We start from the raw sequence: 21643 nt of genomic DNA on the forward strand, positions 1-21643 counted from the left end.
GGCCGGCGGAGGGCCGGGGAGCCTTTGAAGCCGCCCAGGCCGTCCGGTCCGACGTAGGCGTTGCCGGGCACGTCCTGGGTCGCGGCGTAGAGCACGGACAGGGCCCCGCGCTCCGGGTCGTTGGTGAGGAACGTGAACCGGTTGACGATGTTCGACCGGGACTGGGCCGCCAGCGAGGTACGGGCGATGCCGGGGCTGGCGAGCACCGAGCGCACGGGGCTGCCGGTGGCCGTGAGCCGGCGCTGCAGTTCCAGCGAGAAGAGGACGACGGCGAGCTTCGACGCCTGGTAGGCCTGCATGCCGTGGTGCTTGCGCGTGCGCCAGTCGAGGTCGTCCAGGTCGATCTTGCCCTGCTTGTACAGCTCGCTGGTGACGTGCACGACGCGGTCGGTGAGGTGCTGCAGCAGCAGGGTGGTCAGCAGGAAGGGGCCGGTGTAGTTGGTGGCGGTCTGCAGGTCGAGGCCGTCGGCGGTGCGCGCGGCGGGGATGTCCATCACTCCGGCGTTGTTGATCAGGATGTCGAGGTCACCGGTCCAGGCGTCGGCGAAGGCCCGTACCGAGGTCAGGTCCGACACGTCGAGGGGCCGCGGGTCGAAGGTGCCGGGCAGGCCGGCGACCGTCTGGCGGGCCTTGTCGGTGTCGCGTACCCCCAGGACGACGCGGGCGCCGGCCCGGGCGAGTTCGCGTGCCGTGATCAGGCCGAGGCCGCGCCCGGCGCCGGTGATGACGACCGTACGGCCGGTGAGGTTCGGGAGGTCGTCCGCCGACCAGCTGTCCGTGCTGTTCGTGCTGTTCGTGCTGTTCGTGTGCATGGTTCCTGGCTCCCTTGTTTCGGGGGGTGCGTGATCTGTGGTGCGTGGCAATCGGTGATCGCGACATCAGTGAACTCGCCGCTCCAGGACGGTGGAAGGACCCGCTCAACCACTGAATGGGAGGTCGTGGATAAGCCCTGCCGGATGCCCAAGGATGGGGGTCATGGACCACACGTTCGACCGATCGTCCCTGGGCGCCTTCCTGCGCACCCGCCGCACGGCGCTGCAACCGGAGGATGTCGGATTGCGCCGCGGGCAGCGCAGGCGCGCTCCCGGGCTGCGCCGCGAGGAGGTGGCGGAGCTGTGCACGATGTCCGCCGACTACTTCGCCCGGCTGGAGCGGGGCGACGGACCGCAGCCGTCGGAGCAGATGGTCGCGGCCATCGCCCGCGGCCTGCGGCTGACCCCGGACGAACGCGATCACCTGTTTCTGCTCGCCGGCTACCGCACCACCCGCCGCGACGCGCGCCTTCACCATGTGAGCCCCGGGCTGATGCGGGTCATGGACGGCCTGGCGGGCACCACCGCGCAGGTCATGGGCCCGCTGGGCGAGACCCTGCTGCAGACGCCGTCCGCGGTGGCGCTGCTCGGCCACCAGACGCAGTACACCGGCAACGACCGCAGCGCCACCTACCGGTGGTTCACCGATCCGGTCGCCCGCGAGCGGTACCACCTCGAAGAGTACGACCAGAACAGCCGGACCAATGTGGCGCTGCTGCGGGCGGCCGTCACCCGGGACGGGCCCGGCTCCGCCGCGGCGGACCTGGCGGACGTCCTGCTGCACCGCAGCGCCGAGTTCGCCCGGTGGTGGGAGCGCCACGAAGTGGGTCTGCGGTGGAGCGAGACCAAACGCTTCGTGCATCCCCAGGTCGGGGAGCTGGACCTGTACTGCCAGCTCCTGCTGGAGCCGGACCAGGGCCAGTCACTGCTCATCTTCACCGCCACACCCGGCACGGAGAGCCACGAGAAGCTCGCCCTGCTCACCGTCCTGGGCACCGACCGGTTCGCCGCGGACACCACCGAGTGACGCCACCATCGGGCCGGCGGTTCACAGGCCGAGGTAGATCCGCCGCACCCGCGGGTCCTGGCTGAGCTCCTCGGAGGTTCCCGTCATGGCGACGCTGCCGTTCTCCATGACGAGGCAGTGACTCGTCGCGCCGAAGGTGAGGGGGCCACAGGCCGGCTCACTCCTGCGCGGGACCGGTTGACCCATCCGCCGAATTCCCGTGCATCCTGCAAGGAAATCGTGGAAGAAGGCGAAGATGAGATCTTCCATGGATGACGGGAACGTTGCCGACTTCTACGACTTCGAGTCCGCGCTGTCGGACGAGGAACGCAAGATCCTGCTGAGGACACGCGCGTTCATGCACGACGAGGTCAAGCCGCTGGTGAACGAGAACTGGGCCGCGGGCACCTTTCCCAGGGAACTGATCACCAAGTTCCGCCGCAGCGGCCTGGTGGGGCTGTCGTACGAGGGCTACGGCGAGCACGGTCCCGCGGTGAGCCATCTGCTGACCGGGATGATGGCGCTGGAGATGAGCCGGGTGGACGCGTCGGTCGCCACGTTCTTCGGCGTGCACACCGGCCTGGCCATGTACTCCGTCCACTCCGGTGGCAGCCAGGAGCAGCGGGACCGCTGGCTGCCCGGCATGGCCTCCATGGACACGATCGGGGCCTTCGCCCTGACGGAACCGCTCGACGGGTCCGACGTCGCGGCGGGCATGGGCACCACGGCCGAGCGGCAGGGCGACACCTGGGTCCTCAACGGCGCCAAGCGCTGGATCGGCAATGCCACCTTCGCCGACCATGTCGTGGTCTGGGCGAGGGACCTCGCGGACGACCAGGTCAAGGGGTTCGTGGTCGGCAGGGACACGCCGGGCTTCGTCACGGAGAAGATCGCGAACAAGATCTCCCTGCGCATCGTCGAGAACGCCGACATCACCCTGACCGACGTCAGGGTGCCGGAGGCCGACCGGCTCCAGAACGTCGAGTCCTTCCGAGACGTCGCGGAGGTGCTGCGCGCCACCCGCAGCGGGGTCGCCTGGCAGGCGCTGGGCGTGATGATCGGCGCGTACGAGCTGGCGCTCGCCTACGCCACCGAGCGCGAGCAGTTCGGCCGGCCGCTCGCCGGTTTCCAGCTGGTGCAGGATCTGCTGGTCAAGAGCCTCGGCAACATCACCGCCTGCTGGGGCATGCTGCTGCAGCTCGCCCGGCTGCAGGACTCGGGCGTGTTCAAGGACCAGCACTCGTCGCTCGCCAAGGCCCATGTCACGGCACGGATGCGCGAGGTCGTCGGCTGGGCCCGGGAGATCTTCGGCGGCAACGGGATCGTGCTGGACTACGACGTGGCCCGCTTCTTCTCGGACGCGGAGGCCATCTACTCCTTCGAGGGGACCCGGGAGATGAACACGCTCATCGTCGGGAAGGCGGTCACCGGCGAGAGCGCGTTCGTCTGAGGCGTGCCCGGCACCCGGGGCCCTGGTGTGAGGACGACGATCTCCTGCCTGTAATACTCGCCTGATGAACCGGAGCGTTACAGGCAGGGGTGGCTCGATCTCGGTACGCCGGGCCACCGCGCGGGACGCCAAACGGCTCACCCGGCTCGTGCGCGGGTCACGCGCCTACGAGGGCCCGTACGCGGCCATGGTGGCGGGCTACCGGGTCGGCCCCGACTACATCGAGACCCACCGCGTGTTCGTGGCCGTCGCCACCACCGCCGCCGCTGCCACCGACGCCGCGGAGGGACATGAGGGCCAGATCCTCGGGTTCTACTCGCTCGTCCTCGCCCCGCCGGAACTGGACCTGATGTTCGTCGCGGATCAGGCGCAGGGGCGCGGGGTGGGACGACTGCTGGTGGCACACATGAAGGCCGAGGCGGGGGCGGCCGGGCTCGACCGGGTCCGCGTGGTGTCGCATCCCCCGGCCGAGGGTTTCTACCGCAGCGTGGGCGCGGTGCACGTCGGGACCGCGTCGGCGACGCCGCCCGCGGTGGTGTGGGACCGGCCCGAGCTGGAGTTCCGGATTCCTACTTACCAGTAGACTCCCTCGTACTTACCGGTAACTTCTGCGCCCACGGAGAGAGTGCCCATGCCCCGCACGTTCACCGTCACTCGTGACATCCTGGTCGAAGCGTCACCGTCGACGGTGTACGACCAGGTCAGCCGGCTTTCGCAGATGGGCCGCTGGAGCCCCGAGAACCTCGGCGCGACCGTCCCGGGAGGGGACGCGCCGGCCCAGGTCGGAATGGTCTTCGAGGGGCACAACAAGCGTCGCGGCTTCCGCTGGACGACCCGCTGCACGGTCACCGCGGCCGATCCCGGCAGCCGCCTCGCCTTCCGCGTCCACGCGATCGGCATCCGGCGTCCCCGTCTCAAGGCGCCCATCGCCACCTGGGAGTACCGGTTCGAGGCGGAGGACGGCGGCACCCGGGTGACGGAGACCTGGACCGACGACCGGCGCTCCTGGCCCACGCCCGTGGCCAACGCCTTCGACCGCGTGGCCACCGGCGGCAAGACCTTCGCCGTCTTCCAGGTCGGCAACATCGACAGGACCCTGCGCAACCTCAAGCGGGAGCTGGAAGCACCGGCCCGCCCCTGAGGGCGCCTCAGGCGTTCTCGTCGCGTGCGGCGCGCCGGCGCAGCCAGAGGGGCAGTGCGTACCAGCACAGGGCGAAGTACAGCATCACACCGGCGACGAGAAACTCCGCTATGAGGCCCGGCAGAACGACGCGCAGGATGAGCAGCAGCGTCGAGCCGATGGTGAGGGCGAGCAGGCCCATGCCGAACATCATCAGCCGGTGGGCGGTCTCCACCAGCTCGTCCTTCATCCGCTGGCCGGCCAGGAAGCGGTGGATCGAGACCGGCGCGATGAGGGAGCCGGTGGCCGCCGCACCGAGGACGACGGTGACCACGTAAATCGTTTTGTCGATGGTCCCGAGCTCCCGGAATCCGGGGGTGAAAGCCACGCTGAGGAGGAAGCCGAAGAGAATCTGCACGCCGGTCTGCGCGACCCGGGTCTCCTGGAGGATCTCGTTCCAGCGACGATTGGCCTGCTCTTTAGGCGCTTCCGCACCCCCGTGCGCGTCCCTGGATTCCGCGACCTCGGATTCCGCGGCCTCGGAGGAGATCGTGGGGGCGGGCGGGTCCGTCACGGCCATGATGTCCTCCACAGGTATGAGTACGGGGTGGGGTACAGGTACGCGTACAGGCCCCGACAAGTACGGGTCCCGACAGGTACGGGTCCCGACAGGTACGGGTCCGGGTGACGGGCCGGGTGCGGCACGTCGGAGACCCCGCATACCCCGCATGGCCTGCGTCAATCCCCTACGACCCAGAGGCAGTTGGGGCACGGGCGGTGCGCACGGCGCCGAGCGGGACTGTGACTGCGACCTCGGCGAGTTCCAGGAACTCGCCGAGACCGCCGCGTCGGCCTGACTCCCCCCGCCCGGCCCTCGACCTGGCGTATCGCCGACCGGTGTCAGGCGCTGTACTGGTGTGCCGGGTAGGTCAGGTAGCCGGCGTCGCCGCCCTGGTAGTAGGTCGCCTCGTCGACGGGGGCGATGGGGACCCCCGTGCGCAGGCGTTCCACGAGGTCGGGGTTGGCGATGAAGGCGCGGCCGAAGCTGATGAGGTCCGCGCCCAGGCCGAGCCAGTGGTCGGCGTCCGACCGCCCGGTCTGCTTGGGCCCCATGGGCAGGACCGGGTTCATGACGAGGGTGCCGGGCCAGGCGCGGCGAAGCTCCAGCAGCACCTCTTCGTCCGCGGTCGCCTCGATGTGCACGTACGCCACGTCCAGCCGCGCCAGCTCGCCGAGCAGAGCGGTGTACAGCTCCGTGACCTCCTGCTCCTCCACTCCCCAGAAGGTCCCGCCCGGCGAGAGCCGGATGCCCGTGCGCGCGGCGCCGACGGCCTCGACGGTCGCGGACACCGCCTCGACGGCGAACCTGATCCGGTGGGCCACGGAGCCGCCGTAGCGGTCCGACCGCAGGTTGGCGTTGGAGGAGAGGAACTGCGAGATCAGGTAGCCGTTGGCGCCGTGCAGTTCCACGCCGTCGAATCCCGCGTCCACGGCGCGGCGGGCCGCGTCCCCGTAGGAGCGGGCGTGCTCCGGCACCTCCGAGGTCTCCAGCGCGCGGGGCACGGGCGCGGGCTGGGGCCCGGTCGGCGTGAACACGTCGCCGACGGCGGCCACGGCCGACGGACCGACCGGCTGCATACCCGTGGTCTCGGGGTGCGAGACCCGTCCACCGTGCATGAGCTGGGCGAAGATCCGTCCGCCGTTGGCGTGCACGGCGTCGGTCACCGGCCGCCACGACGCCTGCTGCTCATCGGTGTGCAGGCCCGGTGTACCCGGGTTGGACTGCCCGATCAGACTGGGCTGGACACCCTCGCTCACGATCAGTCCGGCGCTCGCCCGCTGAGCGTAATAGGTGGCCATCGACGGCGTGGCCAGACCGCCGGCGGCGGCCCTGACCCGGCTCATGGGGGCCATCACCACTCGGTTGGGCAGCGTCAGGGCACCGAGGTCGTAACGCTGGAACAGGCTCGTCACTTGCAACTCCTTCGCGATCCGTGGCCCGGGCGGCGGGCACAGCGGTTACGCTAAAACCTGACATTGACGTCAGAGGCAAGTCCTGTGACCCAGGTAACAGCCGAACACGGGGAGAGCGGGGAGAAGCGCATGCGTATCGGGGAGCTCGCCGAACGGGCCGGTGTCAGCGTCCGGTCGCTGCGCTACTACGAGGAACAGAAGCTGCTCGCCAGCACCCGCAGCGCGAGTGGACAGCGGCACTACACGGACGACGATATCGAGCGCGTCAGGTTCATCCAGAACCTCTACGCGGCCGGCCTGTCCAGCCGGACCATCGCCGAGCTGCTTCCGTGCGTCGACTCGCCCAGCGAGGAGAACTCGGACGCCGCCCTCGACCGCATGAGCCAGGAACGCGACCGGCTCACCACACACATCGCGGAACTCGTGCAGACCCGCGACGCGCTCGACGGGCTGATGACCTCGGCCCGGGCGTACCGCGACCAGCTCCAGGCGGCTTCGGCAGCCTCGGCGGCATCCACGGCATCGACGGCCTGCGTCTGACGCTTGTGCGGCCGCACGCCCGCGCGGAGCGTCACTTGGATTCGATCCGGCCCAGCGCGGCGGCACCGAGGGGAGCGGTACCGAGAGGGGCAGCGCCGTAGGGGGCGGTACCGACAGGGGCAGCGCCGTGGGGGGCGGCATCTTCGGCGAGCGCCTTTCGCACCGCCGTCCAGCTGTCGTCCTCGACGCCGAGCGCATGGCGGAGGTAGGCCCAGGTGACCCGCTGCAGCAGGGCGACCCGTTCGGGGTTCTCGTCCGTCGTCTCCTGGACCTCGTAACCGGCGATCCCGCCGAGCGAGTGTTCCGCCCCGAACAGGGTGAGCAGACTCTTGTCGCCCGGGCTCAGGAAGTACGGGTCGGTGAGCCACTCCGGCCCCCGGACGGACAGCGGGGAGTCGTCCCGGTCCCCGGCGACCACGAGGGCCGGTGCGGTCATGTGCGCGAAGTTCGGGTTCATGAAGGGGAAGTGCTCGGCCGCGAACGGCGTCAGGTCGGCGCCGCCCTTTCCCGCCGTGGCAAGCAGCAAGCCCGCCTTGACCCGCGCGTCGGAGAGGTCGATTTCCTCTTCGCTCACGGGATCCAGGACCCGCAGACCCAGCAGGTTGCCTGCGGTCTGACCGCCGAAGGAATGTCCGGCGGCGGCGATACGGGTCCGGTCGAGGCGCCCGCCGAGACCCGGAACGGCTGCTTCCAGCACATCGAGTCGGTCGAGGACGAGCTTCATGTCCTCGACGCGGTGCCGCCAGATCCGCGGCGTACGGGGATCGTCCTGGGCCAGGCCCACCGTGCGGGAGTCGAGGTGGGTCGGCTGGACGACGACGAAGCCGTGTGCGGCCCAGAAGTCGGCCAGCGGGCCGTAGCCGTCGAGCGACGACCCGTAGCCGTGCGAGAGGACGACGACCGGCAGTTCACTCCCGGTCACCGGGGCGGAGATCCGCACCTGAAGGTCTTCGCCCCGGCCGGGCGCTTCCAGCACCACCGGTTTCACCGAGACGACGGGGGTGGGTGCGAGTTCGAATGCGGGCGCGAGCGCGGTTGCGGTTGCGGTTGTGGTTGAGGCAGTCATGGGGATTCTTTCTCCTGACCGTTCGAGGTGCTGACCGTGCACGGTTGGTCACCGGCACCCCCACCTGCCATGATGGGGAAACGGGACACTGTCCCGCATTGAGCTCGAACATACGGGACACTGTCCCGTTTAGTAAAGTCGGCAACGAGAGCCGACGGTGGAAGGACGGTGCGGTGAGCGGGAGCGATCAGGGCGCGGGACGTACGGCACGGCCCAAGCGGGCGGACGCGCGCCGCAACGAAGGGGTCCTGCTCGACGCGGCGGCCGCGGTCTTCGTCGCATCGGGCGTCGAGGCGCCTATCCGTGACATCGCGGCCGAGGCAGGCGTCGGGACGGCCACGATCTACCGCCACTTCCCGACCCGGGCGGACCTCATCGTCGCCGTCTACCGGCACCAGGTGGAGGCACTGGCCGAGGCCGGTCCCGCGCTGCTGGCGTCCGGCGCGCAGCCGTACGCCGCACTGGCCCGGTGGATCGACCTGTTCGTCGACTTCGTGGTCACCAAGCAGGGGCTCGCCTCCGTGCTGCAGTCCGACGACCCCTGCTTCGACCCCCTGCACTCGTACTTCCTTGAGCGCCTCGTGCCCGTGTGCGCCGAACTGCTCGACGCCTCGGCCGCGTCGGGGGAGATCGACCCCGGCATGGATGCGTACGCACTCATGCGCGGCGTCGGCGGGCTCTGCGCGGGCGCGGGCAACAACCCCCGCTACGACGCGCGTCGGCTGGTGGAGATCCTCATCGCGGGCCTGCGCCGCCGGCCTTGAGAGGCCGCCGATCGCCGATGACCGCTGGGCGGCAGCCGGTCGGCGACTGACAGTCGGCAACTTCCGGCGGCGACTGACGGTGGCCGATTACCGGTCTTCGCCTGCCGGTTGGCGGTGGCGGTTGGCGTGGCGGTGGCGGTTGGCTCGAAAGTGACTGCGGTCGCCGCCGGCTGGGCCGGATGGTCGTCGGAGGGGCGTTGTCAGTGGTCTCACCTAGAGTTCTCCGCACTTGATCAGTGAAGTGCGGGGAGGCACATATGGGGTGGGTCACGGCCGGCGATTACGAGGTCGGCCTCGACGGCGGAAAGGTGGTGTGCCGCAACGCCGCGGGACGGCAGTTGAAGTCCGTACCGGCCAAACTGGCGGAGGATCCCGCGGTCATGGGACTGCGGCAGCTCGCCGAGTGGCTGGAGCGGCACGAGCGCCAGTGCCTCACCGACGTCGAGAAGTGGATGGTGCGCTCGCTTCCGGTGCCCTTCGCGGTCATCGCGCGGGTGTGGCCGGATCCCGCCTGGCAGAGCGCGCTCCGCGATCTCGTCGTGACCGGCGCGGACAACGAGGTGGCCGGATTCCTGCGGGACGTCGACCTCGACCGCGGTCTCGGTCTGGTCGACCTCGACGGAGACAGCGTGCGCATCACCCCCGAGCTCGTCCACCTCCCCCACCCCGTCCTCCTGGACGACCTGGAGGAACTGCGGGAGTTCGCCGTCGAGATCGGTGTCGAGCAGCGCGCCCAGCAGCTCTTCCGCGAGGTGTGGCACCGTCCCGCCGCCGTCGACGCGGAGGCCGCCACCGTGGAGGACTACGCGGGCGGCGTGTTCAAGCAACTGCGCTTCCTCCAGGGCCGCACCACCCAGCACGGCTACCGCGTCCGCGGCGGCAACGCGGTCTGCTCCGTGCGGGAGGACTCATGCGCCATCGAGGCCCGCGTCTGGATCGGCGACTACGACAGCTACGAGCAGACCGAGACCGGCCCCCTGATGTGGACGGACGGCACGGGCCGCGTGCTGAAGCTCGGTCAGGTGGGACCCGTCGCCTGGTCGGAGGGCATGCGCATGGCGGCCACCCTGTTCGCCGGGCGGGACATCGAGGACGAGGAGCAGGCGGCATGACCACGTACGCGCACATCGACACGGCCGCGCTCCTCGAAGCCGGCGCCGTCCTGCCCCTGGGCGTCCCCACCGGCGAGGACGCCGACACCCTCACCGTGCGGACGTACAGCCATCCCGCACTGGACGGCCGGGTGGCCGTCCGTCTCGTGCCGGGCACGCTCGGCGAGGCCGAGGACCTGGCTCTGGAGTTCCTCGGTCTGGCCCGGGAGCCGGAGGCGCCCGAGGTCGGCCAGGTCCTCCGCGAGACCCTCGGCTTCCCCGCCTGGGCGCTGGTGAACGACCCTGCCAACGGACATCACGCACTGGCGCTGGTCAAGGACGTGGAGCGGCTGGCACGCCAGGCCAAGTCCCGCCCCGGCGCGGCCAAGGAGGGCTTCGAGGCGCTCGGCGAGCGGCTCGGCCGGGCCGTACCGCACTTCCTGCCGACCTTCTACGAGCAGGCCGCGCGGGTCTTCCTCCAGCACGAGAACACGACGTACGGAGCGACCTTCTTCGGCAAGGCCCGCGAGGCCGAGCGGGTGCACGCGCTCACCGTCGACGAGGAGCGGCAGCGTGCCGTGTTCCTGGAGTTCGCCTTCGCCGGGGCGCTGACGGTCAAGGCGCTCAAGGAGCATGTGAAGGACCTGGCCCACCGGCTCGACCCTGCCACGGCGTGGGCGCAGTTCCGGCAGCTGTGCGTGGAGCGCTGCGCGGCCGGCATGCCGCCGTACGCGTCGCTGCCGCAGGACGCCCGTGGTCTCATCAAGGCCGCGGGGCTCGACCGGGTCACCGAGGAATGCGCGTTCGTGGCCGACCTGGTCGCCTCGCCCGCCGCGGTGCGGGCGCCCGCCTCCTTCTGGACGGCATACCGGGCCACCCTCGCCGTCCTGACCGAGCGGCGACCGGCCGTACGGGCCCGCCTGCTGGAGATCATGCCGACCGGTCTCGGACGCGACGTCAAGAGCGACGAGTTCTGGCTGACGCTGCTCACGGAGAGCGGCGCCGACCTCCTCCTCACCGGCGAGGACGGTGTGGGCGGCTCGGACGACGCGGGCAATCCCGGCGCTTCAGGTGACCAGGCCGACGGCGGCGTCACGTCCGGCGGCATCGACGCGGCGGACTGGCTCAGCCGCTGGGCCACCCACCGCAAGCACGGCGCCAGCGTCAGCGGGCGCTCCCCGCTCACCCTTCAGCTCGTCGAACGGATGGCGCCGCGGCTGCGCGCCGACGGCCGGGCCGTGGACCTCTTCACGGGCCGCTGGTACGCGGGCGCCGACCTCGACCTGCTGGACCTGTGCGTGGCACAGGGCATCCCGCTCGCGATGCCGGCAGCGGACAAGGACGTGCATCTGGCCCTCGACCGCTGGCTCCGCGAGTCCCGGGCCGGTGGCCGCGACCTGGCCGCCACCGCCGCGGACGCGCGCTGCCGGCCGCTGCTGCACCGCGCCATCGGGACGCTGGGCAACGACCGGTCGCTCTCCGCCGAACTGCTGACGAGCCTGGCCGACCACCCCGTACTGAACGACGTGCTGCGCGAGTGGCTGGACGACGCGGCCGAGACGTTCGGCGCGTCGACGGGCCTGCCCGGCGCCCGCGCCGCCCTCCAGCGTCTGCGCCCCTTCCGGCCGGTCGCCGCCCGGGTGAGCCCGCGGGCCGTCGCACGCGTCGCGGGGCACGAGATCGCGCCGCTGCTCGGCCGCACCCTGCGGGCCGGCATCCCCGACGAGCTGGGCTGGCCCGCCCTCGACGAGGCGCTGCGGCTCATGGACGGCGAGACCGGCCGCAATCGGGACGACCAGCTGCGCCTCACGGAGGCCTGGCCCGCCCTGATCCTCTCCCGCGGCCACAAGGCGGTCGTCGTCGGCCCGGACGGGATACTTCTCGACCACGAGGTGCGGCTGCCGGTCGAGCTGGACCGCTGGACGTTCCCGCGGTTCCGCTTCACCGACGGTGAGCTGCTCGTGATGTGGCGGCACGACAACAAGCAGTTCGGCTACTGGTCGGCCCGGCCGTCCGAGGTGTTCACCCTCGGCGGCGAGCAACTGCCGTACTGGTACGGCAGCGAAGCCACGGATCCCTCGATCCCGCTGTCCGGTGGCGGCCGTGCCACCGGCGGACGCACCCTGCACGCCGGCGACACCGTCCTGCCCGCCGACCGCCCCGTCATCGGTGACGGCACGACGTGCTGGCGTCAGGGCAGGCAGGGGCTGCAGCAGGTCTGGCTGGAGTACGACCCGGCCACCGGGACACACGGGCGTGCGTCCCTGCCCGCCTTCCTCCAGTCGGGCATCCGCGAGGACGCCACACTGCTGCAGCACCACTGCCAGGTCCTGCCGCTGCAACCCGGTCTCGAACAGAGCCCGTTCGGCACCGACGGCACGGTTCTGGGCCGCTGGGTGCGCTCGGAGGGCACCGGAGCCGAGGCCCGGACGACCACCGGTACACCGGACGGCCGGACCGTCACCCGGGCGACGGCCGACAGCCGGTCGGGGGGCTTCCCCCTCGGGGCGCTGCGGCTGCCCGGCGGCGCCGAGCCCGTCGTGGCGCAGTTCCACCAGCAGGTCGCGCTGTTCGCCGCCGGGGACACCTCGGACTCCGGTGAGCTCGGCCGGGTGACGCCCGGTCAGGGCGGCGGGGAGTTCGCGGCCGGTACGCGCCTCGTGCCGCCGGTCGCCTTCTGGCACGCGCTGCGCCCCCGTGACGAGCGGGCGTCCGCCGTGCTGCGCGCCGTCACCGACCGGACGGCGGCCGAGATCCTGGCCGCCGCGGACCGGGCCCTGGTCAAGCGGCAGACCCAGATCCTCAAGGCCGGTGACGGAGTCCTCGGTACCGGTGACGCGGCCCGGACCGGTGCCGGCGGCAAGCCCGTCGTGGCGTCCGCGGACGACGTCGTTCGGGGTGCCGTGTCCAAGGCTCTGCCGCGCCTCGCCGACGAGCGGCTGCTCACCGGTGTGACCGCCCTGGTCCGTGCGGCGCTCCGCGTCGTCGGGTCGGTCGGCACGTTCGTGGCGCCGCCGGTCGAGCGTCCGCAGGCCGACCGTCGGCGGACCGAGGGCATGTTCCCCGACTACAGCCCTCTGCACGGCGACGACCGGTCCCTGCGCACGGCCGTCGACGGACTCGCCGACATGTGGGGAGGCTGGGGCGGCGAATCCCAGTGGACCGCGCTGCGCCAGATCAGGTCCGTGAACCATGTCCTGTCCGGACGGCCCGCGGAGGGCAAACCGCTCCCCGACCTCGCCCGGACGGGCGCTGTCGGTGACGGATGGCGGAGCGAGGAACACACGATCCCCGGCATGGGCAGCACGTGGACGTCGCTGCTCGCCGCGCTTCGGCCCCTGGTCTACCGGGCCGCCACGCCCGTGGCGAGCGAGGCCGATCGGGAAGCGCTGCTCCTGCTCTTCGAAGCGATCGCCGAAGGGCCGCTCGCCGCACCCGGCGGCGGGTTGCGGGAGATCGTGCTGAGCGAGCCGCACACCAAGCAGCAGCGTCCCGGTCAGGTGCTCCGCCGCAAGGGCCGGACCGTGGTCGTCCTCGGCTGCGAGAACGTCGACAACCAGCACGGCCGGGTCAGTTGGCTCGCCCTCGACCACGACCCCTCCGGCGCTTTCGGCGCCGTCGCCCACTTCACCCTGGAGAAGGAGACCCCGGTGGTGTCGGCGTTCCCGGAGAACGGGCTCGCCGCCGTCGCCCGGCTGATCCGGGACAAGGGCGCCGCCCCGTGGCTGCCCGGGGCGCCCGCCGCGTTCGCCGACGCGACCCGCGGCGGACTGGGCCCCGTCCAGGCCACCGTGCTGCTGGCCGGGCGTCCGCAGAATCCCGGAGCCGATGCCCTCGCGACGATCGGACTCAAGCCCCGGCAGCTTGACCTGGGCAACGGCCGCCTGTCGTCGCTCGGCCGCGACGACCGGTCGGCGCTGCTGAGCGCCCTGTTGCCCGAGGACCCCGCGGACCTGTGGACCACCAGTCCCGACACCGCGGCAGCGGGCCGGGTGTGGGCCGAGCGGCTCGGTTCCGTCGTCCGGCTGCCCGAGGACCTGGCGGTCGATCTCGCCGGGCTGCCCGCCGGTTTCGCCGAGTCCGTGCTCAATCCGGGGCTCACCCCCTGGATCAGCCGCACCACGGTGCAGCGCCCGGACAAGGACGGCAACCTCGTCGCGGCGGACCCCGCCGCCCTGCCCGGGGCGCACGACCTGACCCGCGCGGTGGCCGCGCTGGCCTCACTGGCCTACGCGCTGCCGTACGGGCACCCGCTGCGCGCGTCCCTGCCCGAGGGCCTCACCGCCCTGCGACACCGCCTCACCGACCCCGAGCTGCTGCTCGGACTCGATGTCTCGTGGACGGAGAAGGGCGGCTCGACGGCGGTCGAACTGCGCAAGGCGTACGGGCTTCCCGCCACCGGGGGCGCCGACGCGTACGGCCTGACGGCCGTCGGGGACGCCCTCGCGCTGCGGCCCTGGTACGCCGAGCGGGAGACGGTCCTGCTGCGTCCCGCCGCCCTGACCGGTCCCGACGACGCGGTCATCGGGCTCCTCGCGGGCCTGGTGGGACCGCAGCGCGACGCCGGTGTCCAGTCCCTGCGTGCGATCCTCGGCGAGGAACTGGCTCACGCGCTCAAGGCCGGCACGGACCCCGAGGGCCCCGCCGGGTACGCCCAGGACCCGACCGTCGCCGCTCCCGCGCTGGTCGCCGAAGTGGCCGCGGCACACGGTCTGGGCGAGGACGCGGCGGCGCTCTACCTCCAGCTGCTGGCCCTGCCCGATCCGACGGACCGCAACTGCGCCCGCTGGACCGGCTGGAAGCCCGCCCGGCTGAAGAAGGCCCGCACCGAACTGGCGGCCACGGACCTGGTGGTCGAGGCCAAGCGACCGCGCGCCGGGCGCACCCTCTTCCTGCCGTGCGGATGGCGCGACCTCAAGTCCCCCGCCCTGCCGGTGGAGACCTGGAAGGAGAGCCTCTATCCGATACGCGCGAACACGCGTGCCGTGCCGCTCCTCCCGGTGCCCGAGCTGTTCGCCCGCGCCTGGCGACGTGTGCAGGACGGGGACGCCCCCGCCTACGAGCAGCTCACCACCCGCGCCACCCGGAAGGGCCGCCGCCGATGAGCACGCACCGGGCGACGCCCCCGCTTCCGTTGAACCCGACGATCCACCGACTTGACCGGACGGACCACCGATGACCACAACCCTGGCCTCCGCCCCGGGCCGCCAGATCACCCCGCCCGAGGACCGGCACGCCACCGAGCTGGCCTTCCTGGCCGCGTACGACGACGGGCCGCGGCCACCGGCGTGGCGGCTCACGCCCCGCGCCGTCGTCACCTTCGTCATGGGCAGCGAGGGCCGGGCCCTGCAACTGCCCGACGGCGCCCAGGTACCCGAAGGTGTGCCGCGGCGCCTCGTGATCGAGGGAAAGTTCGTCGGCGACCGTGCGCTGGTCGAGCGGTGTGTCGTCACCCTCGCCGGTGAGCGCGGGCTGCTGCTCGTCGGCGAGCCCGGCACCGCCAAGTCCATGCTGTCCGAGCTGCTGTCCGCCGCGGTCTGCGGCACCAGCGGCCTGGTCGTCCAGGGCACCGCGGGCACGACGGAGGACCAGCTGAAGTACGGCTGGAACTACGCCCTGTTGCTGGCCCAGGGGCCCAGCCGGCAGGCCCTGGTGCCGTCGCCCGTCCTGACCGCCATGACCAGGGGGGCCGTCGCCCGGGTGGAGGAGGTCACCCGCTGTCTGCCCGAAGTGCAGGACGCCCTGGTGTCGTTGCTCTCCGAGCGCCGCATCGCCGTGCCCGAACTGGCGGGCAGCGAGGACTCCCTGGCCCACGCGGCGCCCGGCTTCACCCTCATCGCCACCGCCAACCTGCGCGACAAGGGTGTCTCCGAGATGTCGGCCGCGCTCAAGCGCCGCTTCAACTTCGAGACGATCGGTCCCATCGCGGACCTCGACGCCGAGACCGCGCTCGTCCGTGGTCAGGCCCGTGCCTCGGTGGAGCGCGCCGGGGCCCCCTTCAAGGTCGACGACGCGGTACTGGAAGCCCTCGTCACGGCCTTCCGCGACCTGCGGGAGGGCCGGTCCGCGGAAGGGTGGGAGGTCGAGCGGCCCTCCACCGTGATGAGCACCGCGGAAGCGGTGTCCGTGGCGGGCGCCCTCGGACTCGCCGCCGCGTACTTCCCCGGTGACCGCGATGTCCTCGGCCTGCTGCCGGGCCATCTGCTCGGCGTGGTCCGCAAGGACGACCCCGCCGACGCGGCCCGGCTGCGCGGCTACTGGGACGGCCCCGTCAGGCGCCGCGCCGAGCAGGGCTCCGCCACCTGGCGCACCCTGTGGGACCTGCGCACCGTCCTGGAGGACTGACCACCGTGCCCCTCTCCCCCGAGGAAGCCGTCGCGGCGCTCACCGACCCGGCGGCTCCCTATCTCATCGGCGTACGGCATCACGCGCCCTCGCTGGCCGCGGCCGTGCCGGCGCTGCTGGACGCGGCCGGCCCGGACGTGCTGCTCGTCGAACTCCCCGACGAGATGCAGGAATGGCTGCCCTGGCTCGGCCATGAGGAGACGCGGGCACCGGTCGCCCTCGCCGCCGCTCCCCGTGACGGGGGCGGCGGCCGGGGCCCGGCCTTCTATCCGTTCGCCGACTTCTCGCCCGAACTGGCCGCAGTGCGCTGGGCCGCGCGGCACGACGTGCCGGTCGTCGCGTGCGACCTGCCGCTCGCGGACCGTGCGTGGCACACCGGCCGTCGCGACTCCGTACCCCCGCCGGACGACGGTCACGAGGGTGGCGAAGGCCGCGAGGGTACGGACCGCTCCTCGGCGCCGTCGCCCACCGCAGGCCCCGCCCCTGCTCCGACGACGGCACCTGCTCCGGCCGCCCGGGCGGCGGCGGGCCTCGCCGCCGCCCTGCGTGCCCGGCTGACCGGGCGTACCGGTGACGACCTCTGGGACCGCCTCGTCGAGGCCGCCGCCCCGGGGTCGTCTCCCGAAGCGCTGCGGCGTGCCGCGCTGCTGACGGGCTGGGCGCTGCGCGAGGAGGCGGCGGCCTCGGGAGGCGTGCCCGCACTGGACCTTCGACGTGAGGAGTGGATGCGTACCCGGCTGGCCGCGGCCACCGCGAACGGCGAACGGGCCGCGGTGCTCGTCGGCGCCTTCCACGCTCCGGCGTTGACGGCACCGGCGCCCTCGGGCCCGCTCGCGTCCTCGACGTCGGCGGGCGGCACCGTCACCGCGGCTCCGGCGGCCTGGACGACCTCCCTCATCCCCTACACCTACGCGCTCCTCGACGAGCGGTCCGGCTATCCGGCGGGGATCCGGGACCCGGAGTGGCAGCATCTGGTGCTGCGCGCGGCGGGCGATCCGGTCGCCCTGGAGGAGTCCCTGACACGCGCCGCCGTACAGGTGTGTGCGGAACTGCGCTCCATGGGTCACCCGTCGGGACCCGCCGAGGCCCGGGAGATCAGCCGCCTCGCCGGAGACCTCGCCCGGCTGCGCGGACTTCCCGCGGCGGGTCGGGGCGAACTGGTCGAGGCGGTGCAGACGGTCCTTACGCAGGGTGAGCCGTACGGGCGCGGGCGGGCCGTGGCGCGGGCGATGGAGCGGGTGCTCGTGGGCAGGCGAGGTGGCCGTCCGGCGCCCGGAGCGCCCCGCAGCGGACTGGCTCCGGCGGTGGAGGACGAGCTGGCGGCGTTGCGGCTGCCCGGGCCCGACAGCCATGGCACCGACGCCGCTCGGGAACTGCGACTGGACCCGCTGCGTTCCGACCTGGACCGCCGCCGCGAACTGCTGCTGCACCGCCTGACCGTGTGCGGTGTGCCCTATGGAGAGCCCAGGGAATCCGTCGGCGCCGGCGGCACGGAGGCGCTGACCTCGCGCTGGGAGGTGCGCTGGACACCTGCCACCGCGGCCATGCTGACCGCGGCCGGTGTCCGTGGAGTCACCGCCGCGCAGGCCGCCGAGGGCCTGCTGCGTGAACGGCGGCGGGCCGAGCAGGACGAGGGCGGTCCCACCGCCGCACAGACCCTGTCGGGGCTTCGGCAGGCTGCGGAGTGCGGCCTGCCGACCCTCGCGGACGCACGTCTCACCGAGGTCCGTGACGTGCTGCCCGGGTCCGCCACACTGCCGGAACTCCTCGGCGCCCTGGCCCTGTTGGACCGCTTGCGCACGGGTCATGTCGCGGGGCTCGAAGCCGACGAGGAACGTACGGCCACGGTGGCCGCCGTGGCCGAGTTGCTGACCGCCGCGGCGGTGCGGCAGGTCGACGGCCTCACCGGCTCCGAGGAGCCGGCCGACGCGCACGCACTGGTCGAACTCGCCCATCGCGCGGACCTGTTGGGTGGCATACGGCTCGCCGACGCACTCGCCCGGCTGGCCGCCGACGGCTCCCCCCTGATGCGCGGCGCCGCCGGAGCCGTCCGGGTGCTCCTCGGACACGAGGATCCGCGGGCTCTCGGCGATCGGATCGCCTCCTGGGTCGACGGGGCCGGCACCCCCGAGACGCGCGCCGCCCTGACCGACCGGCTCGTCGGCGTGCTGACGGCCGCCGGTCCGCTGCTGGAGGCGGCGGCTGCCGCCCTGGAGCCACTGCTCGACCGGGTGGCCGAGATGCCCGACCGGGACCTGCTCGACCGGCTGCCCGCGCTCCGGGGAGGCTTCGACGCGCTCAGCCCCGCGGCCCGCGACCGGCTGCTCGACATCGTCGAGGAGCGCCTGGCCACCACACGGCTGAGCGACACCGGTGGCGTCGACCCCGTCGCGCTCGCCACCTGGACCGGCGCGGACCTCGCGGCGCGCGCCACCCTGCGCACGCTCGGGCTGCTGCCGCCCCCCTCCGCGGACGAGAACGTACCGACGGCGCAGACACCCGCACCGCACAAGGCCGAGGAAGGAGCCCCCGAGGATCACGTGCTAGGGGCCGCCGACCGCTGGCGGCTCGTGCTCGGCCGACGCTCGGATCAACTGCCGTCCTCGGCCTCGGCGCTGGCGACCGCGCTGGACGAGCTGTACGGCAGCGGGCACGGCGAGGGCAGCAGGGGCAGGCTGAACGGGCCGGGCTCACGCGGCGGCCGTGAGGCTGCGTACCCCGGTGTGCGCGAGTGGTCCGAGGAGCTGGCCGCCCTGTTCGGCCCGGGCATCCGGGAAGAGGTGCTGGCGGCTGCCGCCGCGTCCGGCCGCAAGGACGTCCTCGCCGAACTCGATCCGGCGAGCGTACGGCCCTCGGTCGACCTGCTGCGTACCGTGCTCCGGCACGCGGGGGGACTGCCCGAGGCACGACTGGCCGCACTGCGCCCTCTGGTCCGCCGGCTGGTCGAGGCGCTGACGCGGGAACTGGCCACGCGGCTGCGCCCCGCGCTGCACGGGACGACCCTGCCGCGCCCCAGCCGCCGCCCGGGCGGCGGGCTCGATCTGTCCCGCACCCTGCGCGCCAACCTCGCGACGGCACGCCGCGGCCCGGACGGGACCGTCCAGGTCGTTCCGGAGCGCCCCGTCTTCCGCTCGCGCGCCAAACGCGCCGCGGACTGGCGGCTGATCCTGGTCACCGACGTGTCCGGGTCCATGGAGGCCTCGACGGTCTGGGCCGCGCTCACGGCGTCGGTCCTGGCGGGCGTGCCGACCCTGTCCACGCACTTCCTGGCCTTCTCCACGGAGGTCATCGACCTCACCGGCCATGTAGACGATCCGCTGTCGCTGCTGCTTGAGGTCAGTGTGGGCGGCGGCACCCACATCGCCGCCGGGCTGCGCCACGCCCGCGAGCTCGTCACCGTGCCGTCCCGCACCCTCGTCGTGGTCGTCAGCGACTTCGAGGAGGGATATCCCGTCGGGGGGCTGCTCGCCGAGGTCCGCAACCTCGTCGGGGCGGGCTGCCACGTCCTGGGCTGCGCGAGCCTCGACGACACCGGCCGCCCCCGGTACTCGACCGGCGTCGCAGGACAGCTCGTCTCCGCGGGCATGCCGGTCGCCGCCCTCAGCCCGCTCGAACTCGCCCGCTGGGTAGGGGAGAAAGTCTCATGAGCCTCGACCTGCCTCCGGTCGCCCCGTCCGTGACCGCCGCCCTCGTCCAGGGGCTCACGCCCCGCCTGCGCAAGCGGCTGGACGCCGGCATCACCAAACTCGCGGACCGCCCGCGCGTCCGCGACGGCGACACCGTACGCATCGCCGTCGACGACGACACCCACCTCGAACTGCACGCCCCCGGCGGCAGCGTGACCAGCGCGGACGCGATCCGTTGCGGCTGCCTGCTGGCACCGGACTGCCTGCACCGGGCGGCTGCCGCCTCGGCCGCCCCGATCGCCGAGCCCCACCCCGATACCGGGAACGACCCCGATACCTCGATCGGGACGGGGACCGCATCGCAGGCGCATCCAGAGCCGGAGCCGGGCTCCGGGGCCGGCTCGGGCACCGGCGCCGGGTCCCCGCCCCGATCGGTCCCCGCACAGGCGGCCGAGTCCGAGACCCTCACCCCCGAGCAGCGCATCGCCGCGCTGGCGATGTACGACGCCACGGCCGCCGTGCTCGAAGCCGGGACGGACGGAGCCGGGGCCGTGCTGCAGGCGGAGTTGCTGCGCGCCGCGCACACCGCGCGGGTCGGCGGGCTGCCCAGGGTCGCCGCCTCGGCGGTCTCCGTGGTCACCCAGCTGCGGGCCGCCCGGAGTGCCGACCCGGCGTACCGGCTCACCGACCTCACCGCGGCCCTCCGTGACGTCCTCATGACGGCCCATCGCCTTGTGGACGCCACCGGTGCCGAACTCGCCGACCTGCGCGGCACCGCACGGCAGCCCTACACCCCGGACGGGTCCCTGCGGCTGTACGGGCTGTTCTCCGAGCCCGTCCTGACGGCGACCGGTTACGCGGGAGCGGTCACCTGGACGGCCGACGCCGACGGCAGGCTCTACACGGTCTCCGATGTCGCCCCGGGCGGTTCCGGCCGGGCCGTCGGTGCGGCCGGCCGGGCCGTGCGGGTCGGGGACACGGCTCTCACCCACCGGGAGCTGTCGCGGGCCGGGCTCGCCGTGTCCGGCGCGACCGTCTCCCCGACGGGCCGACTGGGCGCGGGTGCGGGCGTGCGGGCCGTGCGGGCGGCGGGCGCCGCCTGGAGCGAGGCCCCTCTCGACCGCCTGTGGCGGGTCCCGGTCGCCGAGCAGGTGTCTCGTGCCCTGACCGGCACCGGCGGGGACGGGGACGGGCTGCTGTTCCTCGACGTGACCCTCACCGGGACGGTCCGCGAGGCCGCGGGCGACTGTCTGCTCGCCGACTGCGACGGCCTGACCCTCCGTCTGGCCGCCGCGCACGACCACCCCGCGCTGCCCTACCGCGACAACCTCCGGCTCCTGGCGACCGTTCCGGGCACCCGCCTGCGCGTCGTCGCCCGCCTCGACTCCTCCCCCGTACCCCGGGCGCTCCTGGTCGCCGCGGGCCACCCCAGTGACGCCGGGGCCCATGTCGACCTGGGCCTCGACCGCCTCCAGCACGCGGACCTGCCCGCTCCCGCGACACCGTCCACGGTGTCGGCCGGTTCCCCGCCCGCGCTCCTGGACGAGGCGCCGCTGCATGTGCTGCGACGCCGTGTCCACCAGGCGGCCTCGGCGGGCCGGCGCGTGCTCGCCTTCCCCGGTGACAGCGCCGCCGACAGCCTTCGTCTGAGCCGGTACGGCTTCGCCTGCGCCGGAGACCTCCTCGACGAACTGCACGCCGCCGCCGCGGACCGGTCCCGCGATGTCTTCGGCCGTCTCGTCCCCGCCGACGTCGACCGGTTCGCCCGCGCCTGGCTCGCGGCGGCCCACTACACCGAGGAGGTGGACCGGGCGCTGTGCGCCGCGGCGTGGGGCGCCCCCTGAGCTGG

General features: G+C 73.0%; 17 protein-coding genes. 12 read left to right on the forward strand and 5 right to left on the reverse strand.

What is annotated here, in order from left to right; all coding sequences use genetic code 11:
• Positions 1-812, reverse strand: an 812-nt coding sequence (locus ACFWGJ_RS13715; RefSeq protein WP_387323410.1) for an SDR family NAD(P)-dependent oxidoreductase, incomplete at its 3' end; no start/stop codon positions are given.
• 154 nt (positions 813-966) lie between these two features.
• Here ACFWGJ_RS13715 and ACFWGJ_RS13720 point away from each other — a divergent pair.
• Positions 967-1839 carry a helix-turn-helix transcriptional regulator gene (locus ACFWGJ_RS13720; RefSeq protein WP_387323413.1) on the forward strand — a complete coding sequence of 291 codons (873 nt, stop codon included), beginning with the start codon at positions 967-969 and terminating at the stop codon, positions 1837-1839.
• Between the two features lie 21 nt (positions 1840-1860).
• Here ACFWGJ_RS13720 and ACFWGJ_RS13725 read toward each other — a convergent pair whose 3' ends face one another.
• Positions 1861-2025, reverse strand: a complete 165-nt coding sequence (locus ACFWGJ_RS13725; RefSeq protein WP_387323416.1) for a hypothetical protein — start codon at positions 2023-2025, stop codon at positions 1861-1863.
• 49 nt (positions 2026-2074) lie between these two features.
• Between ACFWGJ_RS13725 and ACFWGJ_RS13730 the strand changes: the two genes are divergently transcribed.
• The 3 genes from ACFWGJ_RS13730 to ACFWGJ_RS13740 all read left to right on the forward strand — a co-directional run bounded on the left by ACFWGJ_RS13730 (position 2075) and on the right by ACFWGJ_RS13740 (position 4409).
• Entirely contained in the window at positions 2075-3268 is a 1194-nt protein-coding gene (locus tag ACFWGJ_RS13730; protein ID WP_387323418.1) for an acyl-CoA dehydrogenase family protein, read from the forward strand.
• 64 nt (positions 3269-3332) lie between these two features.
• A complete protein-coding gene (locus tag ACFWGJ_RS13735; protein ID WP_387323421.1) occupies positions 3333-3851 on the forward strand; it encodes a GNAT family N-acetyltransferase in 519 nt (172 codons plus the stop codon).
• 48 nt (positions 3852-3899) lie between these two features.
• On the forward strand, positions 3900-4409 hold the full coding sequence (locus ACFWGJ_RS13740) for an SRPBCC family protein (RefSeq protein WP_387323424.1): 510 nt from the start codon (positions 3900-3902) through the stop codon (positions 4407-4409).
• A 7-nt stretch (positions 4410-4416) separates the two neighbouring features.
• On the opposite strand, the gene ACFWGJ_RS13745 is transcribed toward ACFWGJ_RS13740, so the two are convergent.
• The gene (locus ACFWGJ_RS13745) at positions 4417-4968 is read right to left on the reverse strand and encodes a DUF6328 family protein (RefSeq protein ID WP_387323426.1); all 552 of its coding nucleotides are present in this window, start codon (positions 4966-4968) and stop codon (positions 4417-4419) included.
• A gap of 148 nt (positions 4969-5116) precedes the next feature.
• On the opposite strand from ACFWGJ_RS13745, the gene ACFWGJ_RS13750 reads away from it, so the two are divergent.
• Positions 5117-5245: a hypothetical protein gene (locus ACFWGJ_RS13750; RefSeq protein WP_387323428.1), complete on the forward strand. Its 129-nt coding sequence runs from the start codon at positions 5117-5119 to the stop codon at positions 5243-5245.
• 43 nt (positions 5246-5288) lie between these two features.
• Here the strand turns inward: ACFWGJ_RS13750 and ACFWGJ_RS13755 are convergent, their stop codons facing one another.
• Positions 5289-6362, reverse strand: a complete 1074-nt coding sequence (locus ACFWGJ_RS13755; RefSeq protein ID WP_387323431.1) for an alkene reductase — start codon at positions 6360-6362, stop codon at positions 5289-5291.
• 129 nt (positions 6363-6491) lie between these two features.
• On the opposite strand from ACFWGJ_RS13755, the gene ACFWGJ_RS13760 reads away from it, so the two are divergent.
• Positions 6492-6902: a MerR family transcriptional regulator gene (locus ACFWGJ_RS13760; protein ID WP_387323434.1), complete on the forward strand. Its 411-nt coding sequence runs from the start codon at positions 6492-6494 to the stop codon at positions 6900-6902.
• 31 nt (positions 6903-6933) lie between these two features.
• Here ACFWGJ_RS13760 and ACFWGJ_RS13765 read toward each other — a convergent pair whose 3' ends face one another.
• Positions 6934-7968, reverse strand: coding sequence for an alpha/beta hydrolase family protein (locus tag ACFWGJ_RS13765; protein ID WP_387323437.1), 1035 nt, complete (start codon positions 7966-7968; stop codon positions 6934-6936).
• Positions 7969-8141: 173 nt separating this feature from the next.
• On the opposite strand from ACFWGJ_RS13765, the gene ACFWGJ_RS13770 reads away from it, so the two are divergent.
• The 6 genes from ACFWGJ_RS13770 (at position 8142) to ACFWGJ_RS13795 (ending at position 21638) form a co-directional block, all read left to right on the forward strand.
• On the forward strand, positions 8142-8732 hold the full coding sequence (locus tag ACFWGJ_RS13770; RefSeq protein ID WP_387323440.1) for a TetR/AcrR family transcriptional regulator: 591 nt from the start codon (positions 8142-8144) through the stop codon (positions 8730-8732).
• Between the two features lie 257 nt (positions 8733-8989).
• Positions 8990-9844 (forward strand): DUF4132 domain-containing protein, encoded by an 855-nt coding sequence (locus ACFWGJ_RS13775; RefSeq protein WP_387323443.1) that lies wholly within the window; start codon positions 8990-8992, stop codon positions 9842-9844.
• On the forward strand, positions 9841-14928 hold the full coding sequence (locus ACFWGJ_RS13780) for a hypothetical protein (protein ID WP_387323446.1): 5088 nt from the start codon (positions 9841-9843) through the stop codon (positions 14926-14928). The genes ACFWGJ_RS13775 and ACFWGJ_RS13780 overlap by 4 nt, the downstream gene beginning before the upstream one ends.
• A 70-nt stretch (positions 14929-14998) precedes the next feature.
• On the forward strand, positions 14999-16168 hold the full coding sequence (locus tag ACFWGJ_RS13785) for an AAA family ATPase (RefSeq protein ID WP_387323448.1): 1170 nt from the start codon (positions 14999-15001) through the stop codon (positions 16166-16168).
• Positions 16169-16173: 5 nt separating this feature from the next.
• Positions 16174-19815 (forward strand): DUF5682 family protein, encoded by a 3642-nt coding sequence (locus ACFWGJ_RS13790; protein WP_387323451.1) that lies wholly within the window; start codon positions 16174-16176, stop codon positions 19813-19815.
• Positions 19812-21638: a hypothetical protein gene (locus tag ACFWGJ_RS13795; RefSeq protein ID WP_387323454.1), complete on the forward strand. Its 1827-nt coding sequence runs from the start codon at positions 19812-19814 to the stop codon at positions 21636-21638. The genes ACFWGJ_RS13790 and ACFWGJ_RS13795 overlap by 4 nt, the downstream gene beginning before the upstream one ends.
• Positions 21639-21643 lie beyond the last annotated feature (5 nt).

The organism is Streptomyces sp. NPDC060205 (assembly GCF_042728395.1).
Taxonomy (GTDB): domain Bacteria; phylum Actinomycetota; class Actinomycetes; order Streptomycetales; family Streptomycetaceae; genus Streptomyces.

Coding starts and splice junctions, on each gene's coding strand:
- ACFWGJ_RS13795 (WP_387323454.1), top strand. CDS start 19,812: ATGAGCCTCGACCTGCCTCCGGTCGCCCCGTCCGTGACCGCCGCCCTC.
- ACFWGJ_RS13785 (WP_387323448.1), top strand. CDS start 14,999: ATGACCACAACCCTGGCCTCCGCCCCGGGCCGCCAGATCACCCCGCCC.
- ACFWGJ_RS13745 (WP_387323426.1), bottom strand. CDS start 4,968: ATGGCCGTGACGGACCCGCCCGCCCCCACGATCTCCTCCGAGGCCGCG.
- ACFWGJ_RS13730 (WP_387323418.1), top strand. CDS start 2,075: ATGAGATCTTCCATGGATGACGGGAACGTTGCCGACTTCTACGACTTC.
- ACFWGJ_RS13735 (WP_387323421.1), top strand. CDS start 3,333: ATGAACCGGAGCGTTACAGGCAGGGGTGGCTCGATCTCGGTACGCCGG.
- ACFWGJ_RS13740 (WP_387323424.1), top strand. CDS start 3,900: ATGCCCCGCACGTTCACCGTCACTCGTGACATCCTGGTCGAAGCGTCA.
- ACFWGJ_RS13775 (WP_387323443.1), top strand. CDS start 8,990: ATGGGGTGGGTCACGGCCGGCGATTACGAGGTCGGCCTCGACGGCGGA.
- ACFWGJ_RS13750 (WP_387323428.1), top strand. CDS start 5,117: ATGGCCTGCGTCAATCCCCTACGACCCAGAGGCAGTTGGGGCACGGGC.
- ACFWGJ_RS13760 (WP_387323434.1), top strand. CDS start 6,492: ATGCGTATCGGGGAGCTCGCCGAACGGGCCGGTGTCAGCGTCCGGTCG.
- ACFWGJ_RS13780 (WP_387323446.1), top strand. CDS start 9,841: ATGACCACGTACGCGCACATCGACACGGCCGCGCTCCTCGAAGCCGGC.
- ACFWGJ_RS13720 (WP_387323413.1), top strand. CDS start 967: ATGGGGGTCATGGACCACACGTTCGACCGATCGTCCCTGGGCGCCTTC.
- ACFWGJ_RS13765 (WP_387323437.1), bottom strand. CDS start 7,968: ATGACTGCCTCAACCACAACCGCAACCGCAACCGCGCTCGCGCCCGCA.
- ACFWGJ_RS13725 (WP_387323416.1), bottom strand. CDS start 2,025: ATGGGTCAACCGGTCCCGCGCAGGAGTGAGCCGGCCTGTGGCCCCCTC.